Origin of the sequence: Actinomadura fulvescens, assembly GCF_039533225.1 — a bacterium.
GTDB classification, from domain to species: Bacteria; Actinomycetota; Actinomycetes; order Streptosporangiales; family Streptosporangiaceae; genus Spirillospora; species Spirillospora fulvescens.
Genome location: NZ_BAAATD010000006.1, coordinates 465,164 through 480,666, shown reverse-complemented (window position 1 = coordinate 480,666; position 15,503 = coordinate 465,164). Strand labels below are relative to the sequence as shown.

Here is a 15,503-nt window from a genome sequence, read left to right as displayed (position 1 = left end):
GTCAGAATGGGTACGGGCATCGACAATGCCGCCGTCGACGCACAGCGCACCGAACGTCTCGACTGGCGCTTCAAGGCGATTCCGGCCGCCGCCCACGGCGCGACGGTCGAGGAGTATCTGCGTGACCGGCCCTCGCTCGACGACTTCGGTACCCCCTTGCTCACACTCGATGCCGGGGCCCTCGATCACAATCTCCGGCTGATGGCCGGCTGGGCCGAACGCGCGGGCGTACGGCTCGCCCCGCACGGCAAGACGACGATGGCGCCCGAGCTGTGGCGACGGCAGCTCGACGCCGGAGCCTGGGGCATCACGCTCGCCAACCTCCCGCAGCTCCGGGTCGCCCGTGCGTTCGGCGTACAGCGGCTGCTCCTGGCCAACGCGCTCGTCGACCCCGCGGGGCTGGCGTGGATCGGCGGCGAGCTCGACCGGGACCCGGACTTCACGTTCGTCTCCTGGGCCGACTCGCCTCGTACGGTCGAGCTGATGGACGACGCGCTGCGCGCGGCACGCGTCCAGCGCGCCGTTCACGTCTGCGTCGAGCTCGGCGGCCCCCACGGACGCACGGGCGCGCGTGACGAGCAGACGGCACTCGCGGTGGCCGACGCCATCCGCAAGGCACCGACGTTGCGGCTGGCCGGCCTCGGCGGATACGAGGGCGCGCTCGCCCATGACGCCTCGGACGAGGGCCGCGCGGCGGTGGACGCCTATCTGCGCGCGCTGGCCGAGCTGCACGGGCGGCTGGAGTACGAGACGGACGAGCCGATCGTGACCGCGGGCGGCAGCTCCTTCTTCGACCAGGTCACCGAGGTGCTGTCCGGGCTCGACGGCTGCCAGGTGATCCTGCGGTCGGGCGCCTACATCATTCACGACGACGGGTTCTACCGGCAGATCTCGCCCTTCGCCCGCGGCGCGGCGAACGGCGGCGAACGGCTGCGCTCGGCCATGCACGGCTGGGGCCGGGTCGTCTCCCGGCCGGAGCCCGCGCTCGCCCTGCTCGACACCGGCAAGCGCGACCTGCCGTTCGACGAGGGCATGCCCGAACCCCAGCTCGTGCGCGGCGCCGGACCCGAGCGGCTCGCGGGCGCCCGCGTCACCGCCATGAACGACCAGCACACGTTCCTCGAAGGCGGCGACGTCGAGGTGGGCGACGTGCTCCGGCTCGGCCTGTCCCATCCGTGCACCGCGCTCGACAAATGGACGCTGCTCCCGGTCGTGGACGACGCCGGCGCCGAACGTCCCGTCGTGACCGACCTGATCAGGACCTGGTTCTGATGCCCGCGCTGGTGATCCGTGGCGCCACGGTCGTGGACGGCACGGGCGCGCCCGGTCGCGTCGCCGACGTCGCCGTGTCGGACGGGCGTATCGAGGAGATCGGCACGGGCCTTTCCGGGGGCCGCGTCCTCGACGCGACGGGGCTCGTGCTGGCACCCGGGTTCATCGACATGCACGCCCACTCCGACCTGGCGCTGCTCGTGGAGCCGGACCATCTCGCCAAGGTCGGCCAGGGCGTCACCTGCGAGGTCATCGGCCAGGACGGGCTGTCGTACGCGCCGGTGGACGACGACACGCTCCCGGTGCTGCGCAAGGCGATCGCCGGCTGGAACGGAGACCCGGCGGGCTTCGACTGGAACTGGCGAAGCGTCGGCGAGTACCTCGACCGGCTCGACCAGGGGATCGCGGTCAACGCCTGCTACCTCGTACCGCAGGGCGCGGTCCGGATGCTGGCGATGGGCTGGGACGACCGCCCGCCCACCTCGGCCGAGCTCGACCGGCAACGCGAGCTCGTCGCGACCGGCATGCGCGAAGGCGCGGTCGGGATGTCGAGCGGGCTGACCTACGTGCCCGGGATGTACGCCCGCGACGACGAGCTGGTCGAGCTGTGCCGGGTCGTCGCGTCGTTCGGCGGCTTCTACGCTCCGCACCACCGTTCGTACGGCGCGGGTGCTCTGGAGGCCTACGCCGACATGGTGCGGGTGTCGCGGGAGTCGGGCTGTCCCCTGCATCTCGCCCACGCGACCATGAACTTCGGCGTCAACCGCGGCCGCGCGCCCGAGCTGCTGCGGCTTCTGGACGAGGCCATCGCGGACGGTTGCGACATCAGCCTCGACACCTATCCCTATCTGCCGGGTGCCACGACGCTGGCCGCCCTGCTGCCCAGCTGGGCGGCCGAAGGGGGACCCGCCGCCGCGCTGGCCCGGCTCGCTGATCCGGAGATACGCGAACGGATCCGCCACACGATGGAGGTCGAGGGCTCCGACGGATGCCACGGCGTCCCGTCCGAGTGGGAGACGATCGAGATCTCGGGCTCTCCGGAGGCGTCCGTCATCGGGCGCACCATCGCCGAACTGGCCGCCGAGAGCGGCCGCCCGGCGTTCGAAATCTATTGCGAACGGCTCATCGCCGACGAGTTCGCCACGGGGATCCTGCAGCACGTCGGGCACGAGGAGAACGTTCAGGCGATCATGCGGCATCCGGCGCACACCGGCGGGAGCGACGGTCTCCTGGCCCCGGCCAAGCCGCATCCGCGCGCCTGGGGCACGTTCCCCCGCTACCTGGGGCACTACGTGCGCGAGCTCGGCGTGCTCTCGCTCGAAGAGTGCGTCTCGCACCTGACCGGGCGGGCCGCGCGGCGGCTGCGGCTCGCCGACCGCGGACTCGTCCGGCCCGGGCACCACGCCGACCTCGTGTTGTTCGACCCCGCCTCGGTACGGGACACCGCGACGTTCGCCCAGCCCCGGCAGCAGGCCGCGGGCATTCCCTACGTCTTCGTCGGCGGCGTCGAGGTCATCGGGGACGGCCGGCACACCGGCGCGCTGCCGGGCCGGTCGCTGCGCCGGTCGCCGGACGGAGTCACCCGCTAGTTCCGATCACCCTCTCCCCGAAGGGCACTTCATGGTCAATTGGCTGCAACACGAGACCGGCGGGCTGCTGCTGTTGTGCGGCCTCGCCATCGCGGTCCTGCTGTTCCTGATCATCAAGGTCAAGCTCGAACCGTTCATCTCGCTGCTGGTCTCCGGGCTGCTGCTCGCGCTGGCGGCGGGCCTCAGCGTCGAGCAGATCGTCGGTACGGCGCTGAGCTCCAAGGCGTCCCTGCTGGAGACCGGCTTCGGCGGCATCCTCGGGCACATCGCGCCGATCATCGGGCTCGGCACGATCCTCGGCGCGATCCTGGAGGCCTCGCGCGGCGCCGACGTGCTGACCCGCAAGCTGCTCGCCATCTTCGGCGAACGCGGCGCTCCGTTCGCCATGGGCCTGGCCGGGCTCATCTTCGGCATCCCCGTATTTTTTGACATCGGCATTTTCGTGCTGGCGCCGCTGGTCTACATCACCGCCAAGCGCGGCGGCCGTTCCCTGGTGCTGTACGCGATGCCGCTGCTGGCGGGCCTGTCGATGACGCACGCCTTCCTCCCGCCGCACCCCGGTCCGGTCGCCGCGTCCGGGTTCCTCGGGGTCTCCCTGGGCTGGCTCATCATCATGGGCGTGGTCTGCGGCATCCCCGCGTTCCTGGTCGCGGGCGTGGCGTGGGGAATGTGGATCGGCAAGCGCGTCATGGTCGAGGTGCCCGAGGACTTCATCGTCGCGGAGAAGGAGGCCGAGGCGAAGGACGCGGACCAGGGCGTCGAACGGCCGGAACCCTCGCTGAGCCTCGTGCTCGGGATCATCGCGGTGCCGCTCGTGCTGATCCTGCTCGCCACGTTCGGCACGGTGTGGTGGAAGGACAGCCCGGCGCTGCCCACCCTGACCTTCCTCGGCAACCCGGCCGTCGCGCTGACCATCGCGGTGCTGCTCGCCATGTGGCTGCTCGGCCTGCGCCGCGGCATCCCCGGCGCCGAACTGCAGGAGCTGGCGACCAAGTCGCTCCGGCCGATCGGCATGATCCTGCTGGTGGTCGGCGCGGGCGCGTTCTTCGGCGCGGTCATCTCGGCCACCGGCGTCGGCAAGGCGCTCGCCTCGGCGATGTCGGACGCCGGGCTGCCCCTGATCGTGCTGGCGTACCTCATCAGCTGCGGGCTGCGGCTGGCGCAGGGTTCGGCGACGGTCGCCATCGCCACCACGAGCGGGATCGTGGCGCCGCTGCTGAAGGGCGAGGACTTCTCCCAGGCGCACATCGCCCTGATCGCGATCGCCATCTCGGCGGGCTCGATCATCGCCTCGCACGTCAACGACGGCGGCTTCTGGATCATCTCCCGCTACTTCAACATGTCGGTCCGGGACACGCTCAAGACCTGGACCGTGCTGGAGACCATCCTGTCGGTGGTCGGCTTCGCGATGGCCGGGCTGCTGAGCTTGGTCATCTAGGGGCCCCGCACGCCGCCGCGAAGCAAGGCGTGATGGGGAAATCGCGGGGGTCTGGGGGTCGCCCCCCAGAAGGAAGGGCGCCCCCGGGATCGGGGCCCGGGGAACCATATGATCACGATTTAGTGTGACATTTTCCGGGTGTTGATGGCCTCTCACCTGCGTCGATATCTGTTCTGTGATCACGGATGTGATGATACGTACGTGGACAACGATGCAGGTGAGGTGCTGTCCTACTGCTCTCCCCGCGATCCCCATGGACCGTTGTGCAAGGGCAGGAAGAAGCCACATGAAGCGTCTGACAGTGCCGGCCTGCGTGGGCCTGGCCGCCGCCACCGCCGTCTCCGGCGTGGTGATCTCCGGTGCGGCGTTCGCCGCCCCGTCCCCGTCCCCCTCCCCGTCGGCAGGGCTCCGGCCCGGTGACGCCTACGCCGGGATCGGGCAGGCCGCGACGGCGCCGAAGGGCGGCGCCTCCGCGCAGGCCGCCCCCGCGGGCATCCGCGGCGTCGACGTCGCCTCGTACCAGGGGCCGAGCATCGACTGGGCGAAGCTCTACAGGGACGGGATCCGGTTCGCCTTCGCCAAGGCCACCGAGGGCGCGACTACCCGGACAGAGACCGGCTACGTCAACCCGCATTTCGCCGCGCAGTACAACGGCGCTCGTAACGCCAAGATGTTCCGCGGCGCCTATCACTTCGCGCTGCCGCACAAGTCGACCGGCGCTCGGCAGGCCGACTGGTTCGTCGACCACGGCGGCGGATGGCGCCAGGACGGCTGGACGCTTCCCGGTGTCCTCGACATCGAGAACAACCCGTACAACAACGGCCGCGACACCTGCTACGGCCTCAAGCCCGGGCAGATGGTCAGCTGGATCCGCGCGTTCAGTGACCGCTACTTCCAGCGCACGGGCCGGCGGCCGGTCATCTACACCAACACCGCCTGGTGGGTGAAGTGCACCGGCGGCAACGCCACCTTCGGCTCGCACCCGCTCTGGCTGGCCAGGTACAACACCACGCCCGGCGCGGTGCCACCCGGCTGGAGGACGCACACCATGTGGCAGTACGCCCCTGGCAGCCCGGGCAACCCCTACCCGACCGGCAACTGGAGTGTCTTCAACGGCAACTGGGCCGCGCTGCAGAGGCTGGCGGCCGTGGCCAGGACCGGCTTCGGCGGGGTCAACGCGGGGCCGGAGCCCGTTCGCCGTGGCCGCGCCCTGACCGTTCTCGGCCGGCTGTACGCGTTCAACGGCGGCTGGAAGGGCCTGCCCGGCAAGCGGGTCAACGTCTACTTCCGGGCGAAGGGCTCCGCCAAGTGGGTGTACGCGGGCGCCGTGAACACCGACCGCTACGGCAATTTCCGTAAGCGGTTCAAGGCCAAGAAGGACGGCTCCTGGCGCGTGACGTTCCCGGGTGCTCCCCGTTACTTCGGCACCACGAGCGGCGCCGACTACGTGGACGTCCGCTGAACCTGGCCGTACCGACCTGACAGCACGACATCGGCCGTGGCTCCCGTTTGGGGGCCACGGCCGATGTCTATCCTCAAGGCTCCATTTGCCGCGGAACGAGGCCGTCGAAGAGCGGCTCAGCGGGCCGGATCGATGATGCTGCGGACGTGCGCCATGATCGGATCGGCGAGGGCGGGCAGTCCGGCGTGGTCGCCCTCGGCCACCTTGCCGGTGACCAGCGCGGCGACGCCGCCCACGACGATGCGCGAGGCGAACTCGGGGTCGGGGAGCCGCAGCCACCGGTCGTCCTCGCGCAGCAGTTTGTTGATGAGCTCGACGAAGCGCCGCTGGATCTGGAATCGGCGGGCCGCCGCGGCCGGGCCGACGGCGTAGACCTCCAGCAGGAACGTGCGCGCCCCCGCCGGGTCGCCGGAGAGCCCCTCCAGATAGGCGACGAGCGTGCGTTCGAGCCGGGTCAGGGCCGGATCGCCCGCCGCGCCCGCGGCGCGCTCGACGACCGCCAGGAGCAGCTCTGCGCCCTCTTCGAACGCCGTCAGGAAACACGCCTGCTTGTCGGCGAAGTGCTCGTAGAAGGTCTCCCGGGAGACCCGGGCGCGTTTGATCACGTCGGCGACCGACGTGCGGAGGTAACCCTTCTCGGCGACGACCTCGGTGATCCCCTGAAGCAGCCGCTCACGCTGGGAGGCGACGACCTGCTCACGGGTCAGGTGATGGCGTCCCCTCGGCAGTGCCTCATAGCCCGGGGAGTCCACGTGACAAAGTTACCAACCAGTCGGGCCGGACGACAGAGAACAATCTCGTACGTCATGAACATATGTGTTCGTGAAGGTGTTAACGTCTTCGCATCGAGGGCGGCCGTCCATGGTTCGCGGAGTAGGTCGGACGGCCCGAACGATCATGGCCCGGCGCAGCGGGCTCGTGGTGACCACTCCGCTTCGCAGGGCGCCACGGGGGCCGCACTGCTGAGCGTGTGGACACCACGCGTCGCTGACCCCGTCGCCGGGCTGATCGGCCCTCTCCTGCCCGCGCCCCGCGCCCCGCGCCGCTCAGGGCAGCAGGCCTGCCCGGCGTGCGGCGGTGACCGCCTCCAGCCGGGTGTGGCTGCCGAGCTTGCGCATGGCCGAACGCAGATAGCTCTTCACCGTCTCGGGCAGCAGCCCGAGGTGCTGAGCGGCCTCGGCGTTCGTGCAGCCGATCGCCACGTACGACAGGACGTCGAGCTCACGCGGCGACAGTGCCGGACCGGACGGGCCGTCGCACCTGGCCGGCAGCCGCTCGGTGTCGTCCCGGTTCGCGGTGGCCAGCCGTACGGAGGCTTCGAGCAGCCGCGCCTTCACCTCCGGATCGGCGACCTGCTCGGCGAGGCCGCGCAGTTCGGCGTGGACGGCGCGGACCTCCTCCCAGCGCGCGGTCGAGGAGGAGGCCTGGTCGCCGGCACCGGGACCACCGGGGCCGCCGAGGCGGGCGAGAGCCTCGTCGGCCTCGTCACGCACGGCCAAATCCTGTTCGAGGTCGCGCACGGTCTCGACGGCGGTGGCGATCACCCGGTCGGCGAGCGACAGCGGCTCGCGGAGCGCCCCGTAGAGCACGCCGCGCACCCGGCGCCGCACCACGACCGGCACCGCGACGATCGACAGCAGCCCCTCCCGCGAGACCGGGCCGTCGTAGTCGTGGCTGATCGTCGCGGCATGCGGATAGTCGCTGACCCAGACCGGGCGGCCGAGGGCCATCGCCTTGCCGCCCAGCCCGGAGCCCTGCCTGATCACGAGCCCGGAGAGCGAATCGGTCGTGTTGCCCACCATCTCGGTGATGCGGAACCGTTCCCGCCCGGCCACCGCCCCACCGAAGACCATCGGGAGCCCCGTGGTCCGGTGGAGTGACAGCACCGCGGAACGCACCGCGCCGGCGTCGTCTCCCATGCACGTCAGCATGCCCCGCCGAGCTTCCCTTCACCAGGCCGTCGCGCACGTTCGCCCGGGCGTTCATCCGACGTTCATCAGGAGTGCCGGGTCGAGGCCACGTCCGACAGCCCGAGCAGCTCGACCGACTCCGCCCGCATCTGCACCTTGCGGATCTTGCCGGTGACGGTCATCGGGAACTCGTCCACCAGCCGCACGTAGCGCGGGATCTTGTAGTGCGCCAGGCGGCCGGCGCAGAACGCGCGCAGGGCCTCGGCGGTGAGCGGCTCGGCGCCCGGGCGCAGCCGCACCCACGCCATGAGCTCCTCGCCGTACTTGTGGTCGGGGACGCCGATGACCTGCGCGTCGAGGATGTCGGGATGGGTGTAGAGGAACTCCTCGATCTCGCGGGGATAGATGTTCTCCCCACCGCGGATCACCATGTCCTTGATCCGCCCGGTGATGGTGACGTAGCCGTGCTCGTCCATGACCGCGAGGTCGCCGGTGTGCATCCAGCGCGCCTGGTCGATCGCCTCGACGGTCTTCTCCGGCTCGCGCCAGTAGCCGAGCATCACCGAGTAGCCGCGGGTGCAGAACTCGCCGGGCGTGCCGCGCGGCACCGTCGCACCGGTCTCCGGATCGACGATCTTGATCTCCAGATGCGGGTGCACGGTGCCGACCGTGGACACGCGGCGGTCGAGCGAGTCGTCGGCGCGGGTCTGGGTCGAGACCGGCGAGGTCTCGGTCATGCCGTAGCAGATCGTGACCTCGTCCATCCCCATCCGCTCGACGACCTGCTTCATCACCTCGACCGGGCACGGCGAGCCGGCCATGATGCCGGTCCGGAGCGAGGAGAGGTCGAGGGACTCCAGCGACGGCTCGCCGAGCTCCGCGATGAACATCGTGGGCACGCCGTAGAGCGAGGTGCACCGCTCGGCGGCGACCGCCTCCAGGGTGGCCCGCGGGTCGAACGCGGGCGCCGGGATGACGACGCACGCGCCGTGGCTGGTGGCCGCCAGGTTGCCCATGACCATGCCGAAGCAGTGGTAGAAGGGCACCGGCACGCAGATCCGGTCCTCCTCGTCGTAGCCGCACAGCTCACCGACGAAGAAGCCGTTGTTGAGGATGTTGTGGTGCGAGAGCGTGGCGCCCTTGGGAAACCCGGTCGTTCCGCTCGTGTACTGGATGTTGATCGGGTCGTCGGCGCTCAGCGTCCGCGCGATCTCGGCGAGCCTGGCCCGGTCACCGCCCGCGCCGGCGTCCAGTACCGCCGTCCACGACTCCTGGCCGATGAAGAGGACGTCCCGCAGGCCGGCGCACTTCGCCCACACCTGGTCGATCATCGCGGCGTAGTCGGAGGTCTTGAACGAGGGCGCGGCGACGAGCGTGCGGATCCCGGCCTGGTTCAGGACGAACTCCAGCTCGTGCACGCGGTAGGCCGGGTTGATGTTGACGAGGATCGCGCCGAGCTTGGCCGTCGCGTACTGGACGAAGACCCACTCCGCGCAGTTGGGCGCCCAGATGCCGACCCGGTCGCCCTTGCCGACGCCGAGGTCCAGCAGGCCGAGCGCGACCGCGTCGACGGCCTCGGCGAGCTGCGCGTACGTCCAGCGGCGTGCGGTGGCGCGGTCGACGAGCGCGTCGCGGTCGGGGAACGCGGCCACCGTGCGGTCGAGATCGGCCCCGATCGTGTCGCCGAGCAGCGGCGCGGCGGACGGGCCGGACGCGTAGGAGAGCCGGGTCATCGGAGGTCTTCCTCACGGAACTCGCCCGCGGGCCTGGCGTCCGCGTCCGGATGCTTGCCGACCTCGCTCGCGCGCAGCTCCACGCGGCGGATCTTGCCGGAGATGGTCTTGGGCAGCTCGGCGGTGAACTCCAGCAGGCGGACCCGTTTGTACGGCGACAGCTGCGCGCGGCTGTGCGCGAAGATCGTCGCGGCGGTCTCGGCGGTCGGCTCCCACCCGGCGGCGAGCGTCACGTACGCCTTGGGCACGGCCAGCCGCACCGGATCGGGGGAGGGCACCACGGCGGCCTCGGCCACCGCCTCGTGCTCGATGAGCACGCTCTCCAGCTCGAACGGGGAGATCTTGTAGTCGGAGGCCTTGAAGACGTCGTCGGAGCGGCCGACGTAGGTGATGTAGCCGTCGGCGTCGCGCGAGCCGATGTCGCCCGTCCGGTAGAAGCCGCCGGCCATCGCCTCCGCCGTACGGTCGTCGTCGCCGTGGTAGCCCTTCATCAGGCCGGTGGGCCGGTCCTCCAGGTCGAGGCAGATCTCGCCCTCGTCCGCGGGCCGCCCGGTCAGCGGATCGAGCAGCGTCACCTTGTAGCCGGGGGCGGGACGGCCCATCGACCCGGGTCTGACCGGCTGGCCGGGGCTGTTGGCGATCTGCACGGTCGTCTCGGTCTGCCCGAAGCCGTCGCGGATCGTCACGCCCCAGGCCGCGCGGACCCGCTCGATCACCTCGGGGTTGAGTGGCTCGCCCGCCGCGACCACCTCGCGCGGCGGCGTGGTCAGCCGGGACAGGTCCGCCTGGATCAGCATGCGCCAGACGGTCGGCGGGGCACAGAAACTGGTCACGCCGCACCGGTCCAGCTCGCTCAGGAGCCGGTCGGCGTCGAACCGCGTGTAGTTGACGATGAAGACGCACGCCTCGGCGTTCCAAGGGGCGAAGACGTTGCTCCACGCGTGCTTCGCCCAGCCCGGCGACGAGATGTTGAGATGCACGTCGCCGGGACGCAACCCGATCCAGTACATCGTCGACAGGTGCCCGGCGGGGTAGGAGGCGTGCGTGTGCTCGACCAGCTTGGGCTGGGCGGTCGTGCCGGAGGTGAAGTAGAGCAGCAGCGTGTCGTTCGCCATCGTGGTGCCGTACGGGGCGAACTCCGCCGGTCTCTCGTAGGCCGCCGCGTACGAGAGCCAGCCCGCGACGGGCGCCCCGACGGCGATCCGCGAATACTCCCCGGGCACCTCGTCGAACTTGCCGGTCTGCGCCGCGGCCGCCACCACGTGCCGGGCCTTGCCCCTGGTCAGCCGGTCGCGCAGGTCGGCCGGGCCGAGCAGCGGCGTCGCCGGGACGATGACCGCCCCGAGCTTCATCGCGGCGAGGATCGTCTCCCACAGCTCGACCTGGTTGCCGAGCATCACGATGATCCGGTCGCCGCGCCGCACGCCGCTCGCACGCAGGTGGTTGGCCACCTGGCTGGACCGGCGGGACAGCTCGGCGAACGAGTGGCGCTCCTCCGAGCCGTCCTCCTCGACGATCCAGAGCGCCGGGGCGTCGTTGTCCACCGCGATCTTGTCGAACCAGTCCAGCGCCCAGTTGAAGCCGGTCAGGACGGGCCAGCGGAACTTCTCGTACGCCGTGGCGTAGTCCTCCCGGTGGGCGAGCAAGAAGTCGCGAGCAGCCTGGAACTCGACTGCGGGCATGGTTCCTCCTCGTGGCGGCGTGGCTACCGGTCAGAAGGATCGTTCGCCACGGTTGTGACCCGCGCCACCCCCGAACGGGGGTATCCGGGTCACCCCCGGGACGAGCGCGCACGGCTCCGTCAGCCGAGCCTGGTGACGGCGTCGCGTAGGCGCCTCAGGTCACGCAGGCGGTGCTCGTACGTCGCGCCGACGACCAGGACGACCAGCCCGATCACCGCGACGGGGAACCAGCCCGGCAGCCGCACGACCGCCTCCATGGCGTACGGCGCGACCTGACGGGCGGCGTCGAGCACCAGCACGGCGCCGCCCAGGACCAGCGGAGCCTGCAACCGTGTCCAGGCGCCCGCGAGCGTGATCGCGAGCGCGGCGGCGGCGAGGATCAGCGCTCGCGGGTCGCCGGGCTCGGCCGCCAGCAGGCTCGGGACGAGCGTCGCCGCCAGGCCCGGCCCGTACGCGGCCCATGAGGAAGGCGTGGTCTCCGCCGAGCGGCGGCGCAGGAACCCGAGGACCAGCAGGGCGACGGAGACGGGCAGGGTGTAGGCCTCCGGAGTCGTGATCTCGCTCGTGCCGAGCCTGACCCACCAGGCCGCCACCATCAGGACGGAGCAGACCCAGCCCGCCGCCGGGCGCCGGTCCGCCCGCAGCGCGACGGCGAACGCCAGCACACCGCCGAGCGACAACGCCAGGCTGAGGGCGGCCGGACGCGTCACGGTCATGGCGACGCCCGCCGCGGCGACCGTGCAGGCCGCGACCTCCGTGGGCACGTCGCGGAGCCAGGCCGACGCCGCCAGGCCGAGCGCGGACGCCGCGAGCACGGCGAACGCCGCGTGGTGAACGGGCAGGTCGGCGGCCAGTCCGAGCGCCGCCGCGAACCCGCCCAAGGCGAGCGACGCGGTGGCCGAGGCGCCCGAACGCAATGCCGGGAGCAGGGCGAACGCGGCGGCGCCCACGGTCAGCGCGGCCAGCACACCCAAGGTCGCCCTCTCGGTCGCCAGCGCCTCCGCCACTGCCCAGGCTCCGGCGGTCACGGCCGTGAGCCCGGCCGGGACGCGTAGGTGAGGGTCGAGCACCGCCCAACCGGCCAGCACCGCCGCAAGGACGATCATCAGCACCGGGAGCACCGGATACGCCAGGTCCGGGATCATCAGCACCGCCAGCGCCGCCGCGGGCGGAGCGGCGGCACGGACGCTCACGCACAGCGCGGCGGCCACAAGCGCCAGGACGATGGGCGCGGAGGGCAGGACCAGGTCCGACGTGAAGGCGATCGTCGTTCCCGCCCAGACGTCATCGAGATGCCGGAGCGGGCTCGCCAGCGTGACGACCGTGCCGGGTACGACGACGAGCGCCGCGCATCCCAGCGTCAGCGCGGCGCCGATCACGGTCATACCGCGCAGCCGTGCCGGCAGCGCCAGTGCCCCCGCGATGACGGCGAGCGCGAAGGCGGCCGCCGCGGCGGGCTCCCACCAGTCCGTGAGCGGAAGCGCCGCCGTCGCGCCCGCCGAGAGCGTCAGCCCGGCCGCGATCGCGAACCCGCGTTCGACGAACACCGCCCACGCCAGTGCCACACCCGCCGCGAACCCGAGCAGCGCGGCGGATTGCTCGGACGAGGTCGTGACGGCCATGAGCAGGGCCGTCGCCGCGCCCGCCGACCAGGAGACGGCACCCAGCGCCGCGGCGACGCCTCGTTCCCGCGTCGTGGTGACCGCGCTCCGGACGCCGAGGTCCAGCAGCGAGAGCAGCAACAGCGTGAAGACCATTCCGCTCACCGGCACGTCGAGCGCGAACGCCCCGAGCGGCAGCGGCAGCTGGCCGATCAGCACCGCCAGCGGGCGCGGAGCGCGCAGCGGCGCCGCCCATGCGTAGAGAGTCCAGCCCACGGTCACGGCCGCCGCCGCCCACGCCGCGTACCACCGGCCGTCCACGTCCTGGAGCCCGAACAAACCGCCCGCGTACGCGGCATAGCACTCCAGTCCCACCAGCAGCAGGCCCACGACCGCGAGCGTCTCGGCCGTCGCAGAGAGCCCGCGCCGCGCGAGCGGCCACACCGAGCCGAGGGTCACGCCCGTGAGCGACACCAGGATCAGGGCCCGCGTCCCCAGCCCGAGCGAGCCCCAGCTGATGACGGTGAACGCGACGGCGGCGATGCCGAGCAGCAGCCCGCCGACGACGAGCAGCAGGTTGCGCACCCCGGCCCGCGAGACGTCCTCGCAGGCCGGCTGAAGGGCCGGTGGCGGCGCCGGAGCCCCCATGGGCCACGAAGGAGCCGGCGTGGCGTAGAGCATGGAGATCAGTTGTCGGCGCCGCCGGGTCAGCCGGGTGAGCTGGTCGTCGACCCACCAGAGTTCCTGCGCGGCCTGGCCGGTGAGGAGCAGTTCGCAGACCGGGCAGGCGAGCAGGCCGGGCCGGGTCAGCGGGCTTCGGCAGCCAGGGCAGGTGATGCGCATGCCGGAAGCCTCACAGTCCACCGGACCCGGCCTCATCCGCTCAAGTACTCAGCTGCGCGAGACCCCTACTCAGCTCAGACCGCGAAGAGCAGGGCGGCGCTGATGAGGACGACCACGGCGGTGGCGAAGTGGATGCCGTACGCCACCGCCTTGGGGCCGCCGTGACGCAGCACGATGACCGTGTCGAAGAGCGGGTTGAGCGCCACGACGAGCATGAACCACGCGCCCGCCTCGGCGCCGGCGAAGGCGAGCAAGGCGAGGCCGAGGACGCCGTAGCTGAAGTCGCGCAGCCCCTTCACGGTCAGGTAGGCCGCCGCGTCGCCCTTCGCGTCTGCCGGAACGCCGTATCCGGCGGCGGCCGGTCCGGGCACCAGGAGGAACCGCAGTCCAATGAAGATCACAAAAAGGTCGAGAACGACGGCCAGTCCGTAGGCAAGGGCGGTGAGCATGGCTTACTCCGATGTCTAGCGCTGCTAGGAACGAGTGCAACGCTAACATAGCTACGACAGTACGGCTAGCAGCGCTAGGATCGTGCTCATGTCGATTCAGGCGCGCCGCGAGCGCGAGCGAGCAGAGCGGGAACGGTCGATCGTGACGGCCGCGCGCGGGCTGGCCGAGACCGAGGGCTGGGACGCGGTGACCACCCGCCGGCTCGCCGCGGAGATCGAGTACAGCCAGCCGGTGCTTTACAGCCACTTCAAGGGCAAGGGCGCGATCATGGCGGCGGTCGCGCTGGAGGGCTTCGCCGAGCTCGCCGCCGAGCTCCGGGCCGCGCGCACCGCCGCGTCCGGTCCGGCCCTCGCCGCGGTCGCGGCGGCGTACGCGGCGTTCGCCGAGCGCCATCCCGCTCTCTACGACGCGATGTTCACCCACGCGGTCGATCTGCCGTTCGCCACCCCGGAGGCGCCCGCTCCGCTGAAGGAGGGATTCGGCGAGTTGCGCGAGGCGATCCGCCCGCTGGCCGGCGACGACGATCTTGAGGTCCTGACCGAGACCTTCTGGAGCGGTCTGCACGGCCTGCTCACCCTCATGCGCAGCGGCCGTCTCCGCCGCGAGGACCATGAGCGCCGCCTCGCGCTGTTGATCAGCCGCTTCTCCGGCTGAGGCGACGCGACAGGGGCGGCGCCGGTCGTCCGGACGCCGCCCCTGGAATCAGCAGTGGTCAGGGGTTGGGGATGTAGGGCGGGGCCACGCCCCAGCCCCAGTGCGGAACGGGAGCCTGCATGGGCGGCTGGGCGCCGGGCTGCGAGTTGCCGATGGCGATGCGGGTGCCCCACTCGATGTAACCGGCGAACGCGGCGCGGAACTCGGGGTCGTCCGGCAGGCCGACCTCGTCCGCGGCGTCCATGAGCAGGCTCACCCAGCGGCGCCGCTGCGGCTCCTTGATGGCCTTGCCGAGGTGCTGGGTGACCATGTGGTGGTAACCGCCGCGCTCGTCGGTGTAGCGGGCAGGGCCGCCGAAGACTTCGGCCAGCCACATCGCGACGTACTTGGGGTGGCCGGGGTCCATGTGGGCGAAAAGCGGCCCCACCAGCTCGTCCTCGCGCACCTTGGCGTAGAAGACCTCGGTGAGCCGCTGGAAGGCCGCTTCACCGCCCGCCCAGTCGTAAAGCGTGGGGACCGAGGAGCCGGCGCCCCGCACGGACGTCCGTTCGTAGTGGCGCATCTCCTCGATCTGCTCCACGTACGGACGGATCTCGGCGAAGAAGGCCTTGAAGTGCTCGCCGCCCCGGAAGCCCTCCAGGTGGTCCTTGGCGGAGGTCCAGGTGATGCGCAGGATGTACGAGTCGGGCTCGTCCACGCAGCGGGAGAGCTCGTAGTCGACGCACTGCGGCGCGGCGGCCAGCGGGACGGCCGCGCGTGCGTAGGCGGCCTCGAAGTCGGCGGACCTGGCCTCGGGCACCTGGTAGCGGATGTATTCAACGATCATGTGCATGGCCCCCTGCGCTCGTGGTGGCCCGAGTGTAATCATG

At 71.4% G+C, this 15,503-nt stretch carries 12 protein-coding genes; 5 read left to right on the top strand and 7 right to left on the bottom strand.

Annotated features, from left to right (window positions below; all coding sequences use genetic code 11):
- Nucleotides 1-6 precede the first annotated feature (6 nt).
- From ABD333_RS24505 to ABD333_RS24490, 4 genes are all read left to right on the top strand, one after another.
- Nucleotides 7-1,272, top strand: coding sequence for an amino acid deaminase (locus ABD333_RS24505; protein WP_344544497.1), 1,266 nt, complete (start codon nt 7-9; stop codon nt 1,270-1,272).
- Nucleotides 1,272-2,861: an N-acyl-D-amino-acid deacylase family protein gene (locus tag ABD333_RS24500; protein ID WP_344544495.1), complete on the top strand. Its 1,590-nt coding sequence runs from the start codon at nt 1,272-1,274 to the stop codon at nt 2,859-2,861. The genes ABD333_RS24505 and ABD333_RS24500 overlap by 1 nt, the downstream gene beginning before the upstream one ends.
- A 31-nt stretch (nt 2,862-2,892) precedes the next feature.
- Nucleotides 2,893-4,299, top strand: a complete 1,407-nt coding sequence (locus ABD333_RS24495) for a GntP family permease (RefSeq protein ID WP_344544493.1) — start codon at nt 2,893-2,895, stop codon at nt 4,297-4,299.
- A 286-nt stretch (nt 4,300-4,585) separates the two neighbouring features.
- On the top strand, nt 4,586-5,761 hold the full coding sequence (locus ABD333_RS24490) for a GH25 family lysozyme (RefSeq protein ID WP_344544491.1): 1,176 nt from the start codon (nt 4,586-4,588) through the stop codon (nt 5,759-5,761).
- Nucleotides 5,762-5,877: 116 nt separating this feature from the next.
- On the opposite strand, the gene ABD333_RS24485 is transcribed toward ABD333_RS24490, so the two are convergent.
- The 6 genes from ABD333_RS24485 to ABD333_RS24460 all read right to left on the bottom strand — a co-directional run bounded on the left by ABD333_RS24485 (nt 5,878) and on the right by ABD333_RS24460 (nt 13,979).
- Nucleotides 5,878-6,513 carry a TetR/AcrR family transcriptional regulator gene (locus ABD333_RS24485; protein ID WP_344544489.1) on the bottom strand — a complete coding sequence of 212 codons (636 nt, stop codon included), beginning with the start codon at nt 6,511-6,513 and terminating at the stop codon, nt 5,878-5,880.
- Between the two features lie 294 nt (nt 6,514-6,807).
- Nucleotides 6,808-7,680 (bottom strand): helix-turn-helix transcriptional regulator, encoded by an 873-nt coding sequence (locus ABD333_RS24480; protein WP_344544487.1) that lies wholly within the window; start codon nt 7,678-7,680, stop codon nt 6,808-6,810.
- Nucleotides 7,681-7,757: 77 nt separating this feature from the next.
- The gene (locus ABD333_RS24475) at nt 7,758-9,404 is read right to left on the bottom strand and encodes an AMP-binding protein (RefSeq protein ID WP_344544485.1); all 1,647 of its coding nucleotides are present in this window, start codon (nt 9,402-9,404) and stop codon (nt 7,758-7,760) included.
- Entirely contained in the window at nt 9,401-11,086 is a 1,686-nt protein-coding gene (locus ABD333_RS24470; protein WP_344544483.1) for an AMP-binding protein, read from the bottom strand. Before ABD333_RS24470 ends, ABD333_RS24475 begins: the two co-directional genes overlap by 4 nt.
- 119 nt (nt 11,087-11,205) lie before the next feature.
- Complete coding sequence (locus ABD333_RS24465) at nt 11,206-13,530, bottom strand: SCO7613 C-terminal domain-containing membrane protein (RefSeq protein ID WP_344544482.1); 2,325 nt, start codon at nt 13,528-13,530, stop codon at nt 11,206-11,208.
- Between the two features lie 74 nt (nt 13,531-13,604).
- Complete coding sequence (locus ABD333_RS24460) at nt 13,605-13,979, bottom strand: DUF4267 domain-containing protein (protein ID WP_344544480.1); 375 nt, start codon at nt 13,977-13,979, stop codon at nt 13,605-13,607.
- Nucleotides 13,980-14,067: 88 nt separating this feature from the next.
- Here ABD333_RS24460 and ABD333_RS24455 point away from each other — a divergent pair, with 88 nt between their 5' ends.
- Entirely contained in the window at nt 14,068-14,634 is a 567-nt protein-coding gene (locus ABD333_RS24455; protein ID WP_344544478.1) for a TetR/AcrR family transcriptional regulator, read from the top strand.
- Nucleotides 14,635-14,692: 58 nt separating this feature from the next.
- On the opposite strand, the gene ABD333_RS24450 is transcribed toward ABD333_RS24455, so the two are convergent.
- Nucleotides 14,693-15,460 (bottom strand): group II truncated hemoglobin, encoded by a 768-nt coding sequence (locus tag ABD333_RS24450; RefSeq protein ID WP_344544476.1) that lies wholly within the window; start codon nt 15,458-15,460, stop codon nt 14,693-14,695.
- Nucleotides 15,461-15,503: the final 43 nt, after the last annotated feature.

What these genes read in the sequence shown, in the direction of transcription:
- ABD333_RS24505 (WP_344544497.1), top strand. Translation starts at nt 7, where the DNA reads ATGGGTACGGGCATCGACAATGCCGCCGTCGACGCACAGCGCACCGAA.
- ABD333_RS24500 (WP_344544495.1), top strand. Translation starts at nt 1,272, where the DNA reads ATGCCCGCGCTGGTGATCCGTGGCGCCACGGTCGTGGACGGCACGGGC.
- ABD333_RS24495 (WP_344544493.1), top strand. Translation starts at nt 2,893, where the DNA reads ATGGTCAATTGGCTGCAACACGAGACCGGCGGGCTGCTGCTGTTGTGC.
- ABD333_RS24490 (WP_344544491.1), top strand. Translation starts at nt 4,586, where the DNA reads ATGAAGCGTCTGACAGTGCCGGCCTGCGTGGGCCTGGCCGCCGCCACC.
- ABD333_RS24480 (WP_344544487.1), bottom strand. Translation starts at nt 7,680, where the DNA reads ATGGGAGACGACGCCGGCGCGGTGCGTTCCGCGGTGCTGTCACTCCAC.
- ABD333_RS24475 (WP_344544485.1), bottom strand. Translation starts at nt 9,404, where the DNA reads ATGACCCGGCTCTCCTACGCGTCCGGCCCGTCCGCCGCGCCGCTGCTC.
- ABD333_RS24470 (WP_344544483.1), bottom strand. Translation starts at nt 11,086, where the DNA reads ATGCCCGCAGTCGAGTTCCAGGCTGCTCGCGACTTCTTGCTCGCCCAC.
- ABD333_RS24465 (WP_344544482.1), bottom strand. Translation starts at nt 13,530, where the DNA reads ATGCGCATCACCTGCCCTGGCTGCCGAAGCCCGCTGACCCGGCCCGGC.
- ABD333_RS24460 (WP_344544480.1), bottom strand. Translation starts at nt 13,979, where the DNA reads ATGCTCACCGCCCTTGCCTACGGACTGGCCGTCGTTCTCGACCTTTTT.
- ABD333_RS24455 (WP_344544478.1), top strand. Translation starts at nt 14,068, where the DNA reads ATGTCGATTCAGGCGCGCCGCGAGCGCGAGCGAGCAGAGCGGGAACGG.
- ABD333_RS24450 (WP_344544476.1), bottom strand. Translation starts at nt 15,460, where the DNA reads ATGATCGTTGAATACATCCGCTACCAGGTGCCCGAGGCCAGGTCCGCC.